This window comes from Pseudomonas sp. FW305-25 (assembly GCF_017351415.1).
In the GTDB taxonomy this organism is placed as follows: Bacteria; Pseudomonadota; Gammaproteobacteria; order Pseudomonadales; family Pseudomonadaceae; genus Aquipseudomonas; species Aquipseudomonas chlororaphis.
In genome coordinates, this window is record NZ_JACNDE010000001.1 from 251,950 (window position 1) to 269,851 (window position 17,902).

Genomic DNA, 17,902 nt, shown 5'->3' on the forward strand with positions numbered 1-17,902 from the left:
GTGCGGCTCAAGTGCATCAAGCTGGCGGGCTTCAAGTCCTTCGTCGACCCGACCACGGTGAACTTCCCCAGTAACATGGCGGCGGTGGTCGGACCCAATGGTTGCGGCAAGTCGAACATCATCGACGCCGTGCGCTGGGTCATGGGCGAGAGCTCGGCCAAGAACCTGCGCGGCGAGTCGATGACCGACGTCATCTTCAACGGTTCCACCAGTCGCAAGCCAGTGAGCCAGGCCAGCATCGAGCTGGTCTTCGACAACTCCGACGGCACCCTGGTCGGCGAGTACGCGGCCTACGCGGAAATCTCCATCCGCCGCAAGGTCACCCGCGACAGCCAGAACAGCTATTTCCTCAACGGCGCCAAGTGCCGCCGTCGCGACATTACCGACATTTTCCTCGGCACCGGCCTGGGGCCACGCAGCTACTCGATCATCGAGCAGGGCATGATCTCCAAGCTGATCGAAGCCAAGCCGGAAGACCTGCGCAACTTCATCGAGGAAGCCGCCGGGATTTCCAAGTACAAGGAGCGCCGCCGGGAAACCGAAAACCGCATCCGCCGTACCCACGAAAACCTGGCGCGCCTGACCGACCTGCGCGAGGAGCTGGAACGCCAGCTCGAACGCCTGCACCGCCAGGCCCAGGCGGCCGAGAAGTACCAGGAATACAAAAGCGAGGAGCGTCAGCTCAAGGCCCAGCTGTCGGCGTTGCGCTGGCAGGCGTTGAACGATCAGGTCGGCCAGCGCGAGTCGATCATCGGCAACCAGGAAGTCGGCTTTGAAGCCCTGGTGGCGGAGCAACGCAATGCCGATGCCGCCATCGAACGCCTGCGTGACGGTCACCATGAGCTGTCCGAGCGCTTCAATCTAGTGCAGGGGCGCTTCTATTCGGTCGGTGGCGACATCGCCCGGGTCGAGCAGAGCATCCAGCACGGCCAGCAGCGTTTGCGCCAGTTGCAGGACGACTTGCGCGAAGCCGAGCGTGCACGGCAGGAGACCGAATCCCACCTGGGCCACGACCGCACCTTGCTCGCCACTCTCGGTGAAGAGCTGGAAATGCTCGAGCCCGAGCAGGAAGTCACCAGCGCCGCCGCCGAAGAGGCCGCCGCGGCCCTGGAAGAAGCCGAAACCACCATGCACGGCTGGCAGGAGCAGTGGGACGGTTTCAACCTCAAATCCGCCGAACCGCGACGCCAGGCCGAGGTGCAGCAGTCGCGTATCCAGCAGCTCGAAGGCAGCATGGAACGCCTGGGCGAGCGCCAGCGGCGCCTGGTGGAGGAGCGCGCGTTGCTCGCCGCCGACCCGGAAGACGCGGCGATCCTCGAACTCAATGAACAACTCGCGGCCAGCGAGGCGACCCTGGAAGATTTGCAGGCCAGCGAAGACGCTCAAGTCGAGCGCCTGGAGCAACTGCGCCAGGAGCTGCATCAGGCGACCCAGGCCCAACAGCAGGCCCAGGGCGAATTGCAGCGTCTCAATGGGCGCCTGGCCTCGCTGGAGGCTTTGCAGCAGGCAGCACTCAATCCGGGGACCGGCGCCGCGCAATGGCTGCAGGAGCAACAGTTGGCCGAGCGTCCGCGGCTGGCCGAAGGCCTGAAGGTCGAGGCCGGTTGGGAGCTGGCGGTGGAAACCGTACTCGGCGCCGACCTGCAAGCGGTACTGGTCGACGATTTTGCCGGCTTCGACCTGGCCGGCTTCGAGCAGGGCGAGCTGCGCCTGCTCCAGTTGGCGGGCGAGGGCGCGCGGATGCCTGGCAGCCTGCTGGACAAGGTCGATTCTCAGGTCGATCTGGCGCCGTGGCTGGGCCAGGTCAAGCCGGTGGAAAGCCTTGAACAGGCCCTCGCTCTGCGCGGTCAGTTGGCGGCCGGCGAGAGTCTGATCAGTCGCGACGGCTTCTGGGTCGGTCGGCATTTCCTGCGGGTGCGCCGCGCCAGCGAAGCGGAAAGCGGCATGCTCGCGCGCAACCAGGAAATCGAGCAGTTGAGCCAAGAGCGCGACGAGCGCGAAGCCAGCGTGGAAGACCTGGAAACCCATTTGCAGAACCTGCGTGCGCAACAGCGCCAGCAAGAGAACGGTCGCGAACACCTGCGCCGCCTGCTGCAGGACGAAGCCCGTCAGCAGGGTGAATTGAAAGCCAGGCTTTCCGCCGGCAAGGCCAAGGCCGAGCAGTTGGCCCTGCGCCGTACCCGTCTGGATGAAGAAGTGGCGGAGCTGGGCGAGCAGCGCGCTGTGGAGCACGAGCAGGTGGGCGAAGCCCGTCTGCAGTTGCAGGAAGCCCTCGACAGCATGGCCCTGGACACCGAGCAGCGCGAATTGCTGCTGGCCCAGCGCGACAGTTTGCGCGAGCACCTGGATCGGGTGCGCCAGGAGGCGCGCCAGCACAAGGATCACGCTCATCAGTTGGCGGTACGCCTGGGGTCGCTCAAGGCCCAGCACGATTCCACCCGTCAGGCCCTGGAGCGCCTGGAGCTGCAATCGGAACGCCTGACGGAGAAGCGCGAACAGCTCAGCCTGAACCTGGAGGAGGGCGCCGCGCCGCTGGAAGAGCTGCGCTTGAAACTCGAGGAATTGCTCGAAAAACGCATGACCGTCGACGTCGAGCTCAAGAGCGCGCAGATCGCCATGGAAGATGCCGACCGCGAATTGCGCGACGCGGAAAAACGTCGGACCCAGGCCGAGCAGCAATCGCAGTTGATCCGTGGCCAGCTCGAACAGCAGCGCATGGAATGGCAGGCCCTGAGCGTGCGCCGCAAGACCTTGCAGGACCAGTTGCTGGAAGACGGCTACGACTTGCAGGGCGTGCTCGCCACGCTGGCCGAGCAGGCCAGCGAGAAAGAGGCCGAGGAAGAACTCGAGCGGATTGCCGCGCGTATCCAGCGCCTGGGGGCGATCAACCTCGCGGCCATCGATGAGTACCAGCAGCAGTCCGAGCGCAAACGTTATCTGGACGCCCAGGACGCCGATCTGGTGGAAGCCCTGGAAACCCTGGAAAACGTGATTCGCAAGATCGACAAGGAAACCCGTAATCGTTTCAAGGATACCTTTGATCAGATTAACGGCGGTTTACAGGCGCTCTTTCCAAAAGTTTTCGGTGGCGGCAGCGCTTATTTGGAACTGACGGGCGAAGATCTACTCGATACAGGGGTAACGATCATGGCGCGTCCGCCAGGGAAGAAGAACAGCACCATTCATTTGTTGTCCGGTGGTGAGAAAGCATTGACGGCCCTGGCGCTGGTATTTGCCATCTTCAAGTTGAACCCGGCACCGTTCTGCATGCTCGACGAAGTTGACGCCCCGCTGGATGACGCTAACGTTGGACGCTACGCAAGGCTGGTTAAAGAGATGTCGCAGACGGTGCAGTTCATCTATATCACCCACAACAAGATCGCCATGGAAATGGCCGATCAATTGATGGGCGTGACGATGCACGAACCCGGCTGTTCGCGCCTGGTAGCAGTGGATGTCGAGGAGGCGATGGCGATGGTGGACGCCTGATATCCGGGCGACCAAAGCCGGTATGTAAGTGACAAGTAAGAGGTTTTTACCTGTGCCGAGTACTGGCTGATCGACATATTGAATGAAGCCGTTGCGACAGACGGTGTAAAGTTGTCTTTGGTCGTGCTAGTTTAATGTCAATTTTTCCTATACGTGGGCAAAAGGCCAGTCAGAACATAGAGTTGGCGCCACGTTTTAAAGCGGTTTGCAGTTTGCTAAACCTCTTATTTTTCAGCATTTTTCATAGAGGCACGGGATTACATGGAAATCGGTCTGCGCGAGTGGCTGATCGTCATCGGCATCATTGTCATTGCCGGTATTCTTTTTGATGGCTGGCGCCGTATGCGCGGCGGCAAGGGAAAGTTGAAATTCCGCCTGGATCGTAGCCTGTCCAACCTGCCGGACGACGACAGCAGTGCCGAACTGCTGGGCCCGCCCCGCGTGCTGGATACCCATAAGGAACCGCAACTCGACGAGCACGACCTGCCGTCGATGAGCGCGCCGGCGCGCGAACCGCGCGAATCCGGTTCCAAGCGTGGCAAGCGTGCCAGCGAGCCACAGCAGGGCGACCTGAACCTCAACCTGGATCTGGATGGCGGCCCGAGCTTCAGCAGCCGCGACGATGACTTCCCGGATGAAACCAAGGCTTCCGGTTACGCCGACAAGGACCAGCCGCAAGCCGAAGAAGTGCTGGTGATCAGCGTGATCTGCCGTGACTCCGGCGGCTTCAAGGGCCCGGCGCTGTTGCAGAACATCCTGGAAAGCGGCCTGCGTTTTGGCGAGATGGATATTTTCCACCGTCACGAAAGCATGGCCGGCAACGGCGAAGTGCTGTTCTCCATGGCCAACGCGGTCAAGCCAGGCGTGTTCGACCTGGACGACATCGACCACTTCAGCACCCCGGCAGTGAGCTTCTTTCTCGGCCTGCCAGGCCCGCGTCATCCGAAACAGGCTTTCGACGTGATGGTGGCCGCGGCGCGCAAGCTGTCCCAGGAACTGAATGGCGAGCTGAAGGATGACCAGCGCAGTGTGCTGACCGCCCAGACCATCGAGCACTACCGTCAGCGCATCGTCGAATTCGAACGTCGCGCCCTGACCCAGAAGCGCTGAGCGCTTCGCGAGCCAGCCGTTCCGGCATAACCCTTGGCCTGCCGGAGCGGGCTCGCGATAGGGCCGAAGGGCCCACCCAGACAAATATTGAGCAGCCTAGGCTGCTCTTTTGCTTTTTGAGAGAACACCATGACCTCCGCCGAAACCCGCATTCTTGAGCTGCGCGCTGAGCTGGATCAGCACAACTATCGCTATCACGTACTCGACGAGCCGAGCATTCCGGACGCTGAATACGATCGCCTGTTCCATGAGCTCAAGGCACTGGAAGCCGAACACCCGGAGCTGGTCAGCAGCGACTCGCCCACCCAGCGCGTCGGTAGTGCGGCGCTCTCGGCCTTCACTCAGGTGCGCCACGAAATCCCCATGCTCAGCCTGGGCAACGCCTTCGAAGAAACCGACATGCGCGAGTTCGATCGCCGGGTGACCGAGGGTCTCGACCTGCCGGTAGGCGATCTGTTCGGTGGCGGTGCGGCGGTGGAATACAGCTGCGAGCCGAAGCTCGATGGCCTGGCGGTCAGCCTGCTGTACCTGGACGGCGTGCTGGTGCGCGGCGCGACTCGCGGCGACGGCACCACTGGCGAAGACATCAGCGTCAACGTGCGCACCGTGCGCAACATTCCGCTGAAGCTGCACGGCAGTGGCTGGCCGGCGACCCTGGAGGTGCGCGGCGAGGTGTACATGTCCAAGGCCGGTTTCGAGCGGCTCAATGCCGCGCAGCTGGAAGTTGGCGGCAAGACCTTCGCCAACCCACGGAACGCCGCGGCCGGCAGCTTGCGCCAGCTGGACTCGAAGATCACCGCCAGTCGCCCGCTGGAATTCTGCTGCTACGGGATCGGCCAGGTTACTGCGGATATCGCCGACACCCATATCGGCAACCTGGAGCAGCTCAAGCGCTGGGGCATGCCCGTCAGTCGCGAGCTGAAACTGGCCAAGGGTATCGACGAATGCCTGGATTACTACCGCGATATCGGCGAGCGCCGTAACGGCTTGCCTTATGAAATCGACGGTGTGGTGTTCAAGGTCAACAGCATTGCCTCGCAGCGCGAACTGGGCTTCCGGGCTCGCGAGCCGCGCTGGGCGATCGCTCATAAATTCCCGGCGATGGAGGAGCTGACCGAGCTGCTGGACGTGGAATTCCAGGTTGGCCGCACCGGCGCGGTGACCCCGGTGGCCCGTCTGAAACCGGTCAAGGTGGCGGGTGTCACCGTCTCCAACGCGACCCTGCACAACATGGATGAAGTGGCGCGCCTGGGCCTGATGATCGGCGACACCGTGATCATCCGCCGGGCGGGCGATGTGATTCCGCAAGTGGTGCAGGTGGTCGCCGAGCGTCGTCCGGAAAATGCGCGCAAGGTGCATATCCCGCAGACCTGCCCGGTGTGCGGCTCCCATGTCGAGCGCACGCAACTGATCAAGCGCAGCAAGGGCAAGGAAACCATCAGCGAAGGTGCGGTGTACCGCTGCGTCGGTCGCCTGGCCTGTGGCGCGCAGCTCAAGCAGGCGATCATCCACTTCGTTTCCCGTCGGGCGATGGATATCGAAGGGCTGGGCGACAAGACCATCGAGCAGCTGGTGGACGAAAAGCTCATTGGTTCGCCGGCCGATCTCTACAAACTCAAGTACGAGCAGATCATCGACCTGGAAGGCTTCGCCGAAGTCTCCAGCAACAAGCTGCTCAAGGCCATCGAAGACAGCAAGAAGCCGGGCCTGGCGCGTTTCATCTACGCCCTGGGCATTCCCGATGTGGGCGAGGAGACGGCCAAGGTCCTGGCACGCTCCCTGGCCTCTCTGGAGCGCGTGCAGCAGGCCTTGCCGGAAGTACTGACCTACCTGCCGGATATCGGCCTGGAAGTGGCTCACGAGATTCACAGCTTCTTCGAGGACAGCCATAACCAGCAGGTGATCGGTGCCCTGCTCGATCCGCAGCAGTGCGGGCTGCAGTTGCAGGATCAGGGCGACCTGGGCGCCGAGTTCGCTGCCAGCACCACCCTGGGCGGCATGCTCGACAAGCTGAACATTCCATCGGTGGGGCCGGGTGCGGCGCAGAAGTTGGCGGACAAGTTCGCGACCCTCGACGGCGTGGTCAAGGCGGACTGGCTGGACATGCGCCAGACCTTGCCGGAGAAGCAGGCCAAGGCCGTGCGCGAGTTCTTCGACATCGCGGAAAACGCCGAGCGGGCACTGGCCATCGAGGCGCAGTTGCAAGCCTTCGGCATGCACTGGCAGAGCGAGAAGAAAGTGGTGGAAGGGCTGCCGCTGGCCGGTCAGACCTGGGTGCTCACCGGCTCGCTGGAGCTGATGAGCCGCGACGTGGCCAAGGACAAGCTGGAAAGCCTGGGCGCCAAGGTCGCCGGTTCCGTTTCGGCCAAGACCCACTGCGTGGTGGCCGGCCCCGGTGCCGGCTCCAAGCTGGCCAAGGCCAACGAATTGGGCCTGAAAGTGCTGGACGAAGAAGCCTTCGTGGCCTTCCTCGGCCAGCACGGTATCTCGGTATAACCCTGTAGCCGCTGCCGAAGGCGGCGATCGACCGCGCAGCGGGCGTTGCTCTGTTGGGCGCCGGAAGGTCCTGCGGACCTTGTCGCAGCCTGCGGCAGCGGCTACATGGAATGGCGTTCCCCGGCAGGAACACCCTGAAGGTGATGGAACGATCATCTCGTCCATATGATCTAGTCTTGGCACGCCCAGGGAGAGATCGCCATGTACCGCTTCTTCGAACAGCTCAGTTCCCGTATCGCCGCACCCTTTGTCCGTGAAGACAGCCGCAACAGCAAGGTCTGGCGGTGTCGCTGCGGGCAATCGCTGTTCTTTCGCAACAGTCAGTGCCTGGCCTGTTCGGCGGCCCTGGGTTATCAGCCCGAGCAGAGTCGCCTGTCGTCGCTGCAGCCAGGACCGGAGGCCGATACCTGGCGGCTGGACGTCGATCCGCAAGCCGGGTTGTTCCGGCGTTGCGCCAACCTCGATACCCCGGCGGCCTGCAATTGGCTGCTGCCTGCGCATGGCGCCGCTACCCTGTGTGTGGCGTGCAGGCTGAACCGGACCATTCCCGATCTTAGCGTACCGGAAAACCCCGAGCGCTGGCGCATGGTGGAAATCGCCAAGCGCCGCCTGGTGGCGCAACTGGTGAGCCTGGGCTTGCCGCTGATCGCCAAGGCCGAGGATGAAGAGGCCGGCCTGGCTTTCGATTTTGTCGGCATTGATCTGCAGGGCAGGGCGCCCATGACCGGCCACGCCAACGGCCTGATCACCCTCGACATCAAGGAGGCCGACGATGCGTATCGCGAGCAGGTGCGGGTACAGATGCGCGAACCCTATCGCACCTTGCTCGGCCACTTCCGGCATGAGGTGGGGCATTACTACTGGGATCGCCTGATCGCAGGCAGCCATTGGCTGGAACCCTGTCGCGCGCTGTTCGGCGACGAACGCGCGAGCTACGCCGAAGCCCTGGACCGGCATTACCAGCAGGGCGCACCGAACGATTGGTCGCAGACCTATGTCAGCGCCTACGCCACCATGCATCCCTGGGAGGACTGGGCGGAAACCTGGGCCCATTACCTGCACATGATGGACGCGGTCGATACCGCGCTGGGCTTCGGCATGAGCGCCCGGGAAATGGACTTCGACTACCAGCCGTTCCCGCTGGATACCCTGTATGACCCGCAGCACCCTGGCGGCCCGGCGTTCCTCTCTTTTGTTAACGCCTGGATCGAACTGGCCGGCATGCTCAACGAACTGTCGCGCAGCATGGGCCAGCCGGATTTCTATCCCTTCATCCTGCCGCCGGCGGTGATCGCCAAGCTGCACTTCATCCACCTGGTGATCCAACAAGCCGGCGGCAAGGCCGACGCAGCACTCGAACAAGCCTGAGCTCACCATCTGCTTCTGTAGGAGCGAAGCTTGCTCGCGATGGCATCCCCACGGTCTGCTTCCGGACCGCGTCGCCTGCATCGCAAGCAAGCCCCTGGATCGCGATCAGCGGCTGGTGCGCACGCCATCGAGCAAGGCATCGACCACCGCGCGAGCCATCTCCACGGAATGCACCATGGACCAGATCAACCCGCGTTCGATGCCGCTGCCCTGTTCGGTGATTTCATCCGAGACTTCTTCGGCGCATTTGAGCAATAGCGAGACGTGCATCAAGGCTTCTTCGGCATTCACCCCGGCCTGCACCGCGAACAGCGGCCGTTGCTGGGCGTCATGCAGGCCGAAGGGCTGGCTGCGGGTTTCTTTCAGTTGCGCCAGCAGCGGTTGTTTCTGGTCGTTGAGCGACAGGAGTAGGGAGGCATTGGCCGCATCCAGTTCAGGGTCGCGTAATCGGCGCGGGGTGGTGAAGGGCGGGTCGGGGACGAGCTTTTTCATGTGGGTACCTACGACTCTCTGAAAAGTGAAAGCCGCCAGTCTCGCTTCCACACGAGAGGGTGGCAGCCATGCGTGGGTGTGGAAGACCGGGGAGTCCTTGGTACCCAAAACCCGGCGCACTCGAAAGTGCCCCACGCATGGTCGCCATAACACGGATCTGCGGACATAAAACGCCAGCAGTCGCTGTTGAGCGCTGTACCAATGACTTTTCCAGACTTCCACATCCGGGTCGTTGAAACTGCAACGACCCACGCAGACTGCCCGATCAAATTCAGGGGTACAACCCGCCCAAAGGCGTTCCAGAGTTTCTAGGAAACCCCTTACAAAACAAAGCGAAAAATCGACTGCCGGCTCGCCGCAAAACTGCCATCTCGCTCATGCGCGGTCCCTGTAGCCGCTGCCGCAGGCTGCGATCGGTCGCGCAGCGGCCGCAATGGCGGACAACAGGGCGTTTCGTTGCTGCTCGACCAATGGTTGGCGACGGCTTCGCCGTCGATCGCAGTTTGCGGCAGCGGCTACAGGAATCGACAAGCGAGCGGGGTAATGATCCAAGTACTTGAAGCGGTTCAGATTTTTTAATCTTTACAGAGCGGTTGTAACTTCGCCGCAGATAGGTACAATGGCGCGGCTCGCCGTCAGGTGAGCGTCGTTATGGTGACCCCATTGGTCCCCTCGCAACGATCAGCCGTGAACCCGGTCAGGCCTGGAAGGGAGCAGCCGCAGCGGTGACATTGTGTGCCGGGGTGTGGCTGGTGGGGTTGCCTCCATAACGCCCTCTGTCGGTCCTCGACGAATATTCTGAATTCCCCCCCTGTTTTACCTGATCTGGTCTCTCGCCGGTCGCTCGTTTCATTTCCCCAATCGTTCCTGCAATAACTGCGCAAACGCGTCCCGTGCGGTGTGGCGTTGTATTTCCTTGTTCCAGACAAAACGAATGTCGATCGGCTGCAGGTCGGCGAAGCGGTGGCGCGCCAGGCCTGCGGACAGGGTGTAGCGGTCGAGTACGCCTTCCGGGGCCAGGGTCATGCCGGCGCCGGCGCTGACGCAGTCGATAATGGTGCCCCAACTGGCGTAACCGATGATGGTCGCGGTCACGTCGTGGGCGTTCAGCCAATGCTCCAGGGCGCGGCGATAAGGGCAGCCGCCGGGCCACATGAACAGGGTCTGGTCTTGCAGGTCTCGCGGGTTCAGCACGGGCGCGGCGTCGGCGCTGGTAACCAGCACCAGTGGCTCGTTGTAGAGGGCGGTGCGCTCCAGTTTCGGGGGGAGGGTGTCGACCGCGACCAGTGCGCCATCGATCCGGTGATGTTGCAGTTCCTCGAACAGCTGCGACCAAGTGCCGGTTACCAGCTCCAGAGTGACCTGTGGAAAGCGCTGATGGAATTCCGCCAGCAGGGGCGGCAAGCGCCCGCCGGCGCAGGATTCGATGGCGCCGATGCGCAGGATGCCGCTGGGTTCGGCCTTGCGGTCGACAGAGCGTTTGGCTTCATCCACCAGGGCCAGGATGCGCTCGCTGTAGCCGAGAAATATTTCCCCGTCCGGACTGATTTTCAGCCCGCGGCCGGCGCGGATAAACAGGCGGGTGCCCAGCTCGCCTTCCAGTTGCTTGAGGCGGTTGGTGATGTTGGAGGGCACGCAATGCAGTTGTTCGGCTGCCCGGGCAATGCTGCCGGTGCGGGCGACCGCTTTCACCATTTTCAGTTGGCTCAGTTCCATTACTCATTTCCAGTGAGGTCTGGTCTCAGTATCCGTTAATTGTGGTGAGTTGTGGCGGGCGGGAGACTGAAGGCCTTTCTTGTGCTGCCGAGTGCCTGTGTCTTGAACATCTCTCCTGCGTTGAAGCTGGTCCTGGCGACCGCTGCGGTCATTCTGTGTTGGGCCTACTCCCCGGTGGGTATCCACATTGGGCTGGAAGGCTACGAACCTGGCCATCTGGCGTTGCTGCGCTTTTTGATTGCCTCGCTGTTCATGGGGGCAATCGCCCTGGTGAAAAGAATCTCCCTGCCGCGCTGGCGCGATCTGCCCTGGTTGCTGGTGCTGGGCTTTTTCGCCATCGCCCTGCATCACGTCAGCCTCAACTATGGCCAGCAGGGTTTGAGCGCGGGGGCATCCAGTGTGCTGGCGCAGTCGGCGCCGATCTTCAGCACCCTGATTGCGTTTTTCTGCTTGAGAGAGCCGGTCAGCGGCTGGCGCTGGGGTTGTGTCGGGCTGGGGTTGCTGGGGGCGGTCGTGGTGGTCTGGGGCGACCAGGGCATGGCGTCGATCGAGCCGCAGGGATTGCTGGTGCTGCTGGCGGCCTTCTCCTGGGGCTTGTACTTCGTTTTGCAGCGGCGCTATTCGGGGCGTTACGACCTGCTGACCGTCGTGTGCTACATGGTCTGGGCCGGCACCTTGCTGTTGAGCCTGTATTGGCCGGGGCTGGCGGTCGCGGTGGTCCAGGCGCCATGGCGGGTGAATCTGGCGGTATTGCTGCTGGGGCTGTTTCCCAGTGCGTTGGCTTACCTGGCGTGGGCCTATGTGCTGGCGCGGGTCGAAGTCAGCCGGGCATCCATCGCCATGTACCTGATACCGCCGATCGCCATGCTGCTGGCGGCGTTGGTCCTGCATGAGCGGGTGCATGGCGCGGTGATCGTGGGCGCGGCGATCGTCCTCGGCAGCGTAATGGCGATGCAGCTGGAGGGGCGCTGGGCGCGGCGCCGCTCCGTGCTGCCGGACACTATCGACACGGCTCCTGTTCACTCCGGGGTGAGGCAAAACACCCTGAGCCGATGCCCGTCCGGGTCCAGGGCGACGAAGGTGTAGCCGAAGTCCAGGGTGGTCGGGGCCTGGGCGATGTTCACGCCGGATTCGCCCCATTGGCCGTGCAGCAGGTCGACGGTCTGCTTATCGGCCACGGCCAGGGCCAGTTCGCCGCCACCGCCGGTGACTTGGGTGGCTGGCTCGACATCCTGTCTGGACCACAGGCCGAGCTTGAGCCCCGAATCAAGAATGAACAGGGCAAAGGTCGGCGACAGCTCGACCGGTGGCCTGTCCAGCAGGCGGCTATAAAAGTTGGCGCTGGTGGCGGGGCTGTCGACGTAAAGCAGAAGGTAAGTGCTGGTAGCGATCATCTGGACTCCTGGGAAGGTTGGGCTGCGCACGCCAGCTTAAGGGGCGCCGCTGTCAGTTCCTGTCAGGAGTCGTCTGGCGGAAATGAAGAGGAGGCAGGCTATCGGCTTCGATAGATCTGCCTCCTCTGCGTGTTGCTCGGCTCTAAGGCTTGGACAAGGCCAGGTCTACCGCTGCTATCAGCTTTCCCAGGTCCTTCGGGGTGGCTTTGTGAATGACACCGAACAGATACGCCCGCTGTTCGTCTTCGTCGCCCAGATCTGCGAAAAAGGCTTTCAGCTTCACCCCGAGTACATCGGCCAGCAGGAACAGGGCTTCCACACTGGGGGTGTAGGTGCCGGTTTCGAAGCGGCTGATGGTTTTAGGGTCAAAACCGGTTTTTTCGCCTAGTTCAGCCTGAGTAAGCCCCGCTACCTTGCGGTAACGCCTGATGGCTGGACCCAAACTTGAAATTTGCATCGCTCAATTCCCATTTAGAATCAAGAACTTAACGATAAATCTTTGCATTAGGCAACGCCATGATTCATCACCTTGCCTTGCAAAATGTGATGCAATTCGTAGAATCGACGCTTCGGACAGGCATTTGGTGATCTAGTTTCAGAAGATGAACTGATGAAACAAGAACTCATTGCATTTTCCTTGTTCACCAGAATCGAGGGTATGGCGCAGGCGCGAACGTCTCGCTGATGATTGCCAGTGTCCCACCCGCCAAATTCGGCTGATCCCTAACTGATTTTAGTTGATCTTCGTCGATTCGAAGGTCAATGACGGTGCCGATCGCTGTACGGTTGCAATTGCGTCAGGTGGGGCGAGACGGTGCGCCATTTTCCTCGGTCGGCCTCTTGCCGGCTTGTCTGGGCTGGCATTGTCGAATGCTGTCTATGGAGTTTTAACGTGCGTCTGAATGTGCCGGTCACCTCTGTTCAGCAGATACCTTCGGACCAGCAGCCTAAGCCTGCCTGGGTTTGCGAAGTGAGTGAGGATGAACGCCCAAACATCTCTTCCGGGCCTCGTGCCTTGGTCGAGCGGTTCAACCGCTAGCGACAGTGAGCCAGACTCATGGATGAGAAATACCGCAGGGCCGTGGATGCAGCCGCCATTTTTTCCGAGACCGACCTGACCGGCCGGATCACTTACGTCAACGACCAGTTCTGTTCGATTTCCGGCTACAGCCGTGAAGAGCTGCTGGGCGCCAATCACCGGATCCTTGGCTCCGGCCTGCACCCTCCCGAATTTTTCAGCAGCATGTGGCGCACCATTGCCCTGGGCCAGGTCTGGAAGGGCGAGATCTGCAACCGGGCCAAGGATGGGACCTTGTATTGGGTCGACAGCACTGTCGTGCCCTTACTCGATGAGGCCACTGGTCGGGTCCAGCGTTATGTGGCGATCCGTTTCGATATCAGCGAAAAACGGCGCTTGTTGCACTCGCTGCAATGGCGGGTCGGGCACGATGTGCTGACCGGTTTGCCCAACCGTTCCTTTCTGTCCGACCTGCTCAACCAGGCGCTGGACTACTCGCGCAAGGAGAACATTGCGCTGGCGGTGTGCATGCTCGATCTCGACGGCTTCAAGGCGGTCAACGATGGCTACGGGCATGCCAGTGGCGACCTGTTATTGGTGGAGGTAGCGGCGCGCCTGCGCTCGATCATTCGCGGCGAAGACGTGGTGGCGCGGCTGGCCGGGGACGAGTTCGTGCTGATCCTGCGTCATGTGCGTGACATTCGCGAGTTGCGGGCGGCGCTGCACCGGGTGCTGGGGGTGATCGCCACGCCTTATCTGATCCAGGACAAGGAGATCAACGTCTGCGCCAGCATCGGCGTCACGCTGTTTCCCGCTGACAATGACGATGCCGACACCTTGCTGCGGCATGCCGACCAGGCGATGTACGTGGCCAAGCAGAGCGGGCGCAATCGCTTCCACTTGTTCGATGTGTCGCGGGACCGCGAGGTCAAGGCCACCCACCAGACAGTGGAGCGGGTCCGGCAGGCGCTGGCGGCCGGCGAGCTGTGCCTGCACTTTCAACCCAAGGTCAATATGCGCAGCGGCGAGGTGGTGGGTTTCGAGGCGTTGCTGCGTTGGCAGCATCCGCAGCGGGGCATGGTTGCGCCTCGGGAGTTCCTGCCGCTGGTGGAGGAGACCGACCTGATCGTCGATATCGGCGAGTGGGTGATGGAGCAGGTCATGGCCCAGTTGCGGCAATGGCAGTTGGCCGGACAGCGTTGGCCGATCAGCGTCAATATCGCCGCGCGGCATTTCCAGCGGGGGGATTTCGTCGACCGGCTCAAGGCGGTGCTTGAGCGCCATCCGCAGATTGCCCCGCAGTTGCTGGACCTGGAAATCGTCGAGGCGGTGGCGGTGGAGAATCTCCAGCACGTCAGCGCTTGCCTCGAGGCCTGCCAGGCGCTGGGCGTGCAATTCTCCCTGGGGGATTTCGGTACCGGGCATTCGTCGCTGAGCTACCTCAAGCGCTTGCGCACCCAGACCATCAAGATCGACCGCATGTTCGTGCGCGACATGCTGCACGACAAGGGCGATCTGGCGCTGACCCAGGCCCTGATCGGCCTGGCCCGGGCGTTTGACCGGCAGGTGGTGGCCGAAGGCCTGGAAACCATGGAGCACGGCGAGTTGCTGATGTCGCTGGGCTGCGACGTGGCGCAAGGCTATTTCATCGCCCCGCCCATGCCGGCCAGCGAGGTGCCGGGCTGGGTGGCGACCTTCCTGCCGCCGCTGGAGTGGTGTCCGCAGGACGAAGCCGGCTGACAGCTACGGCGCCCCATAGCTTTGCGGGACGCTCTCGGTCGGCCTGCGGCCGGTGTACAGGCCGATGATGTCGTCGATCTCTCCTGACATCTTCATGCGCAACAAAGTGCGCAGCACTCGTTGCACCGGTAGCGCCGGATCGTTGCGGATGACGCAGCCGACCGCCTGTTCCTGGAGGATGGCCACGCCGTGCAACTGCTGGTCGGGTGGCAGGGTCTGATTGAACCAGTCCAGTGTCCATTGGTTGCTCACCGCGTAGCGGTAGCGGCCGGCCCAGAGTTTTTGCAGCACCTGTTCCTGGTTGCGCGCATCGTCGCGGATCAACTGGCGGCTGTCGAACAAGGGTTGCAGGGAAGGGTAGGTGTAGCTGAGGACGGTGCCGATGGGCTGCGCCGGCAGGTCCCTGGGAATGACCGGGAGCGGGGGCTGCTCGCGGCTGATCAGCAGGTCGCGCTGGACGAACAGCGGGATACTCCAGATGTAATCGCCGGACGGGTTGGACAGCCAGGACTGGGCGGCATAGCAGCGGATATCGATTTCCCCATGATCCATGGCCGCTTGTACGCGAGCCCGGGCCAGAACATGGAATTCGGCCGGGTTGCCAACCTGGGTGGCGAGGCTGGCCATCAGGTCGTGGAGAATGCCCTGGGTGGGCCGGCCGCGTTCGATCTGTACCACGGGCATGGCCCAGCTGTCGGGGATCGAGAAGCGCAGGGCCGGTTCTGCGGCAAAACCATTCATGGCAACCAGCAGAAAGGCGCCCAAGGCTAAACGCATAGAGTCTCCACGCAGGAAAAGGCCACTGACGAGCCCGACAAAGAGCAGCTTAGCCAGATTAGACGAGCGCACCGGATGCAATTTCGCCCTTGCTCCGCTAGCATTACGGGCTTCCGCTTCCCAGTTGCGACGGTTTTCGATGAGTTATCAGGTTCTTGCACGTAAATGGCGTCCGCGCTCGTTCCGCGAAATGGTCGGCCAGACCCATGTGCTCAAGGCTCTGATCAATGCCTTGGACAGCCAGCGGCTGCACCATGCCTATCTGTTTACCGGCACCCGCGGGGTGGGCAAGACCACCATCGCGCGGATCATTGCCAAATGCCTGAACTGTGAAACAGGCATTACTTCCACGCCCTGCGGCACCTGTTCGGTATGCCGCGAGATCGACGAAGGGCGTTTCGTCGACCTGATCGAGATCGACGCCGCGAGCCGGACCAAGGTCGAGGACACGCGCGAGCTGCTGGACAACGTGCAATACGCCCCGAGCCGCGGGCGCTTCAAGGTCTACCTGATCGACGAAGTGCACATGCTGTCCAGTCACTCGTTCAACGCCTTGTTGAAGACCCTGGAAGAGCCGCCGCCCTACGTCAAATTCATTCTGGCGACCACCGACCCGCAGAAACTTCCGGCAACGATTCTTTCGCGCTGCCTGCAGTTCTCTCTGAAGAACATGACCCCGGAGCGAGTGGTCGAGCACCTGACCCATGTGCTGGGCGTCGAGAACGTGCCGTTCGAAGACGACGCGCTGTGGCTGTTGGGCCGCGCCGCCGACGGTTCGATGCGCGATGCCATGAGCCTCACCGACCAGGCCATCGCCTTCGGTGAAGGCAAGGTCATGGCCGCCGATGTGCGGGCGATGCTCGGCACCCTCGATCACGGTCAGGTCTACGACGTCCTGCATGCGCTGATCGACGGCGATGCCAAGGCCTTGCTGGAGGCCGTACGTCACTTGGCCGAACAGGGCCCGGATTGGAACGGCGTGCTGTCGGAGATTCTCAATGTCCTGCACCGTGTGGCCATTGCCCAGGCCTTGCCGGACGGTGTCGACAACGGGCATGGCGACCGCGATCGGGTGCTGGCTTTGGCCCAGGCGTTGCCGGCCGAAGATGTGCAGTTCTATTACCAGATGGGCCTGATCGGCCGGCGCGACTTGCCGCTGGCGCCAGATCCTCGGGGCGGTTTCGAGATGGTCCTGCTGCGGATGCTGGCCTTCCGGCCAGCGGACTCGGCAGACGCGCCGAGACAACCGCTAAAGCCAGTGGGGATCAGCCAGGCCACAGTTGATTCCGCCCAATCCGTGGCTGGCGCAGCCGTTGCTGCGCCGGTAGTTGCCGCCGCCGCGCCGGTTGTGGCGCCGGTGGTCGAGGCCACTCCCGTGGCCGTACCTGCCGCAGCCCCGGTTGCAACGCCCGCACCTGTTTCAGCAGCGCCGGTGGCGCCTGCACCGCAACCTGTGGTCGAGACGCCGCCAGAGGCAGCGCCTGTCGTCGCCGAAGAGGTGGTCGACCTGCCGTGGAACGACCCGGTCGAACCGGTCGTCGCGCAGCAACCGGCCGTCGAGCCCGTGCTGGAGACCGCCGCAGAGCAGCCTGAGCTGACTCCGATGCCGACCCCGGCCCCGGACAGCGTGGTGCCGGACGCGCCGGAATGGGTCAGCGCCCCGGTGCCGGAGCCCAGCGTTGCCGAGGTCGATGCCGCGACACCGGGGATCGACCTGGACGACGAGCCACCGCTGGACGAAGACTACATCGAGCCGGACATGGATTCGGCCTACAGCTACCTGGACGAACTGGCCAGCGAGCACGCCGCCGATCCCGAGCCGGAACCCGAGCCGTTGCCAGCCGCCCAGCCGGCCACCGGCCTGGCGCTGGAGTGGCTGGAGCTGTTCCCGAAGCTGCCGATTTCCGGGATGACGGCGAGCATCGCCGCCAACTGCACCTTGATTGCCGCCGAGGGCGACAACTGGTTGCTGCATCTGGATCCGGCCCACAGCGCCTTGTTCAACGCCACTCAGCAGCGGCGCCTGAACGATGCCCTGAACCAGTACCACCAGCGCACGCTGACGGTGAGCATCGAGCTGATCAAACCCGAGCAGGAGACCCCGGCCCAGGCCGCGTCGCGCCGCCGGGCCAATCGCCAGCGCGAAGCCGAGGAGTCGATCCACGGCGATCCGTTCATCCAGCAGATGGTGCGGGAGTTCGGCGCGGTGGTCCGTCACGATACTATTGAACCTGTCGAGGCCCTGGTCAGCCAGGGTTAATAACTGAAGGGCGCCGGGCCTTGAGGCCGGGCGCTGTTTTTA

12 protein-coding genes and 1 other RNA gene are annotated in these 17,902 nt (G+C 62.7%); 8 read left to right on the forward strand and 5 right to left on the reverse strand.

The window, feature by feature from the left end:
- The 4 genes from smc (at position 1) to J4E58_RS01185 (ending at position 8,463) form a co-directional block, all read left to right on the forward strand.
- A complete protein-coding gene (gene smc / locus J4E58_RS01170; RefSeq protein ID WP_087088636.1) occupies positions 1-3,489 on the forward strand; it encodes a chromosome segregation protein SMC in 3,489 nt (1,162 codons plus the stop codon).
- Positions 3,490-3,750: 261 nt separating this feature from the next.
- Positions 3,751-4,599, forward strand: coding sequence for a cell division protein ZipA (zipA, locus tag J4E58_RS01175; protein WP_009042941.1), 849 nt, complete (start codon positions 3,751-3,753; stop codon positions 4,597-4,599).
- Between the two features lie 129 nt (positions 4,600-4,728).
- Positions 4,729-7,095 carry an NAD-dependent DNA ligase LigA gene (ligA, locus tag J4E58_RS01180; RefSeq protein ID WP_087088634.1) on the forward strand — a complete coding sequence of 789 codons (2,367 nt, stop codon included), beginning with the start codon at positions 4,729-4,731 and terminating at the stop codon, positions 7,093-7,095.
- 201 nt (positions 7,096-7,296) lie between these two features.
- Positions 7,297-8,463: a putative zinc-binding metallopeptidase gene (locus J4E58_RS01185; RefSeq protein ID WP_087088633.1), complete on the forward strand. Its 1,167-nt coding sequence runs from the start codon at positions 7,297-7,299 to the stop codon at positions 8,461-8,463.
- Between the two features lie 105 nt (positions 8,464-8,568).
- On the opposite strand, the gene J4E58_RS01190 is transcribed toward J4E58_RS01185, so the two are convergent.
- Positions 8,569-8,955 (reverse strand): DUF6124 family protein, encoded by a 387-nt coding sequence (locus J4E58_RS01190; RefSeq protein ID WP_087088630.1) that lies wholly within the window; start codon positions 8,953-8,955, stop codon positions 8,569-8,571.
- A 661-nt stretch (positions 8,956-9,616) separates the two neighbouring features.
- On the opposite strand from J4E58_RS01190, the gene ffs reads away from it, so the two are divergent.
- Positions 9,617-9,713, forward strand: an RNA gene (gene ffs, locus J4E58_RS01195) — signal recognition particle sRNA small type.
- A gap of 91 nt (positions 9,714-9,804) precedes the next feature.
- Here the strand turns inward: ffs and J4E58_RS01200 are convergent.
- Entirely contained in the window at positions 9,805-10,671 is an 867-nt protein-coding gene (locus tag J4E58_RS01200) for a LysR family transcriptional regulator (protein WP_087088628.1), read from the reverse strand.
- Between the two features lie 102 nt (positions 10,672-10,773).
- Between J4E58_RS01200 and J4E58_RS01205 the strand changes: the two genes are divergently transcribed.
- Positions 10,774-11,757 carry a DMT family transporter gene (locus J4E58_RS01205; RefSeq protein WP_087088626.1) on the forward strand — a complete coding sequence of 328 codons (984 nt, stop codon included), beginning with the start codon at positions 10,774-10,776 and terminating at the stop codon, positions 11,755-11,757.
- Here J4E58_RS01205 and J4E58_RS01210 read toward each other — a convergent pair.
- Complete coding sequence (locus J4E58_RS01210; protein ID WP_007922375.1) at positions 11,691-12,065, reverse strand: VOC family protein; 375 nt, start codon at positions 12,063-12,065, stop codon at positions 11,691-11,693. The two genes, J4E58_RS01205 and J4E58_RS01210, sit on opposite strands and share 67 nt — an antisense overlap.
- Positions 12,066-12,207: 142 nt before the next feature.
- On the reverse strand, positions 12,208-12,522 hold the full coding sequence (locus tag J4E58_RS01215) for a helix-turn-helix domain-containing protein (RefSeq protein WP_007922376.1): 315 nt from the start codon (positions 12,520-12,522) through the stop codon (positions 12,208-12,210).
- Between the two features lie 600 nt (positions 12,523-13,122).
- On the opposite strand from J4E58_RS01215, the gene J4E58_RS01220 reads away from it, so the two are divergent.
- Entirely contained in the window at positions 13,123-14,823 is a 1,701-nt protein-coding gene (locus J4E58_RS01220) for a bifunctional diguanylate cyclase/phosphodiesterase (protein WP_053260281.1), read from the forward strand.
- 3 nt (positions 14,824-14,826) lie between these two features.
- Here the strand turns inward: J4E58_RS01220 and J4E58_RS01225 are convergent, their stop codons facing one another.
- The gene (locus tag J4E58_RS01225) at positions 14,827-15,600 is read right to left on the reverse strand and encodes an ABC transporter substrate-binding protein (protein WP_053260282.1); all 774 of its coding nucleotides are present in this window, start codon (positions 15,598-15,600) and stop codon (positions 14,827-14,829) included.
- A 139-nt stretch (positions 15,601-15,739) separates the two neighbouring features.
- Here J4E58_RS01225 and dnaX point away from each other — a divergent pair, with 139 nt between their 5' ends.
- Positions 15,740-17,860: a DNA polymerase III subunit gamma/tau gene (gene dnaX / locus J4E58_RS01230; RefSeq protein ID WP_087088624.1), complete on the forward strand. Its 2,121-nt coding sequence runs from the start codon at positions 15,740-15,742 to the stop codon at positions 17,858-17,860.
- Positions 17,861-17,902 lie beyond the last annotated feature (42 nt).

Bases quoted from the DNA above. Each gene is read 5' to 3' on its own strand.
- zipA (WP_009042941.1), top strand. From the start codon at position 3,751: ATGGAAATCGGTCTGCGCGAGTGGCTGATCGTCATCGGCATCATTGTC.
- ligA (WP_087088634.1), top strand. From the start codon at position 4,729: ATGACCTCCGCCGAAACCCGCATTCTTGAGCTGCGCGCTGAGCTGGAT.
- J4E58_RS01185 (WP_087088633.1), top strand. From the start codon at position 7,297: ATGTACCGCTTCTTCGAACAGCTCAGTTCCCGTATCGCCGCACCCTTT.
- J4E58_RS01190 (WP_087088630.1), bottom strand. From the start codon at position 8,955: ATGAAAAAGCTCGTCCCCGACCCGCCCTTCACCACCCCGCGCCGATTA.
- J4E58_RS01200 (WP_087088628.1), bottom strand. From the start codon at position 10,671: ATGGAACTGAGCCAACTGAAAATGGTGAAAGCGGTCGCCCGCACCGGC.
- J4E58_RS01210 (WP_007922375.1), bottom strand. From the start codon at position 12,065: ATGATCGCTACCAGCACTTACCTTCTGCTTTACGTCGACAGCCCCGCC.
- J4E58_RS01215 (WP_007922376.1), bottom strand. From the start codon at position 12,522: ATGCAAATTTCAAGTTTGGGTCCAGCCATCAGGCGTTACCGCAAGGTA.
- J4E58_RS01220 (WP_053260281.1), top strand. From the start codon at position 13,123: ATGGATGAGAAATACCGCAGGGCCGTGGATGCAGCCGCCATTTTTTCC.
- J4E58_RS01225 (WP_053260282.1), bottom strand. From the start codon at position 15,600: ATGCGTTTAGCCTTGGGCGCCTTTCTGCTGGTTGCCATGAATGGTTTT.
- dnaX (WP_087088624.1), top strand. From the start codon at position 15,740: ATGAGTTATCAGGTTCTTGCACGTAAATGGCGTCCGCGCTCGTTCCGC.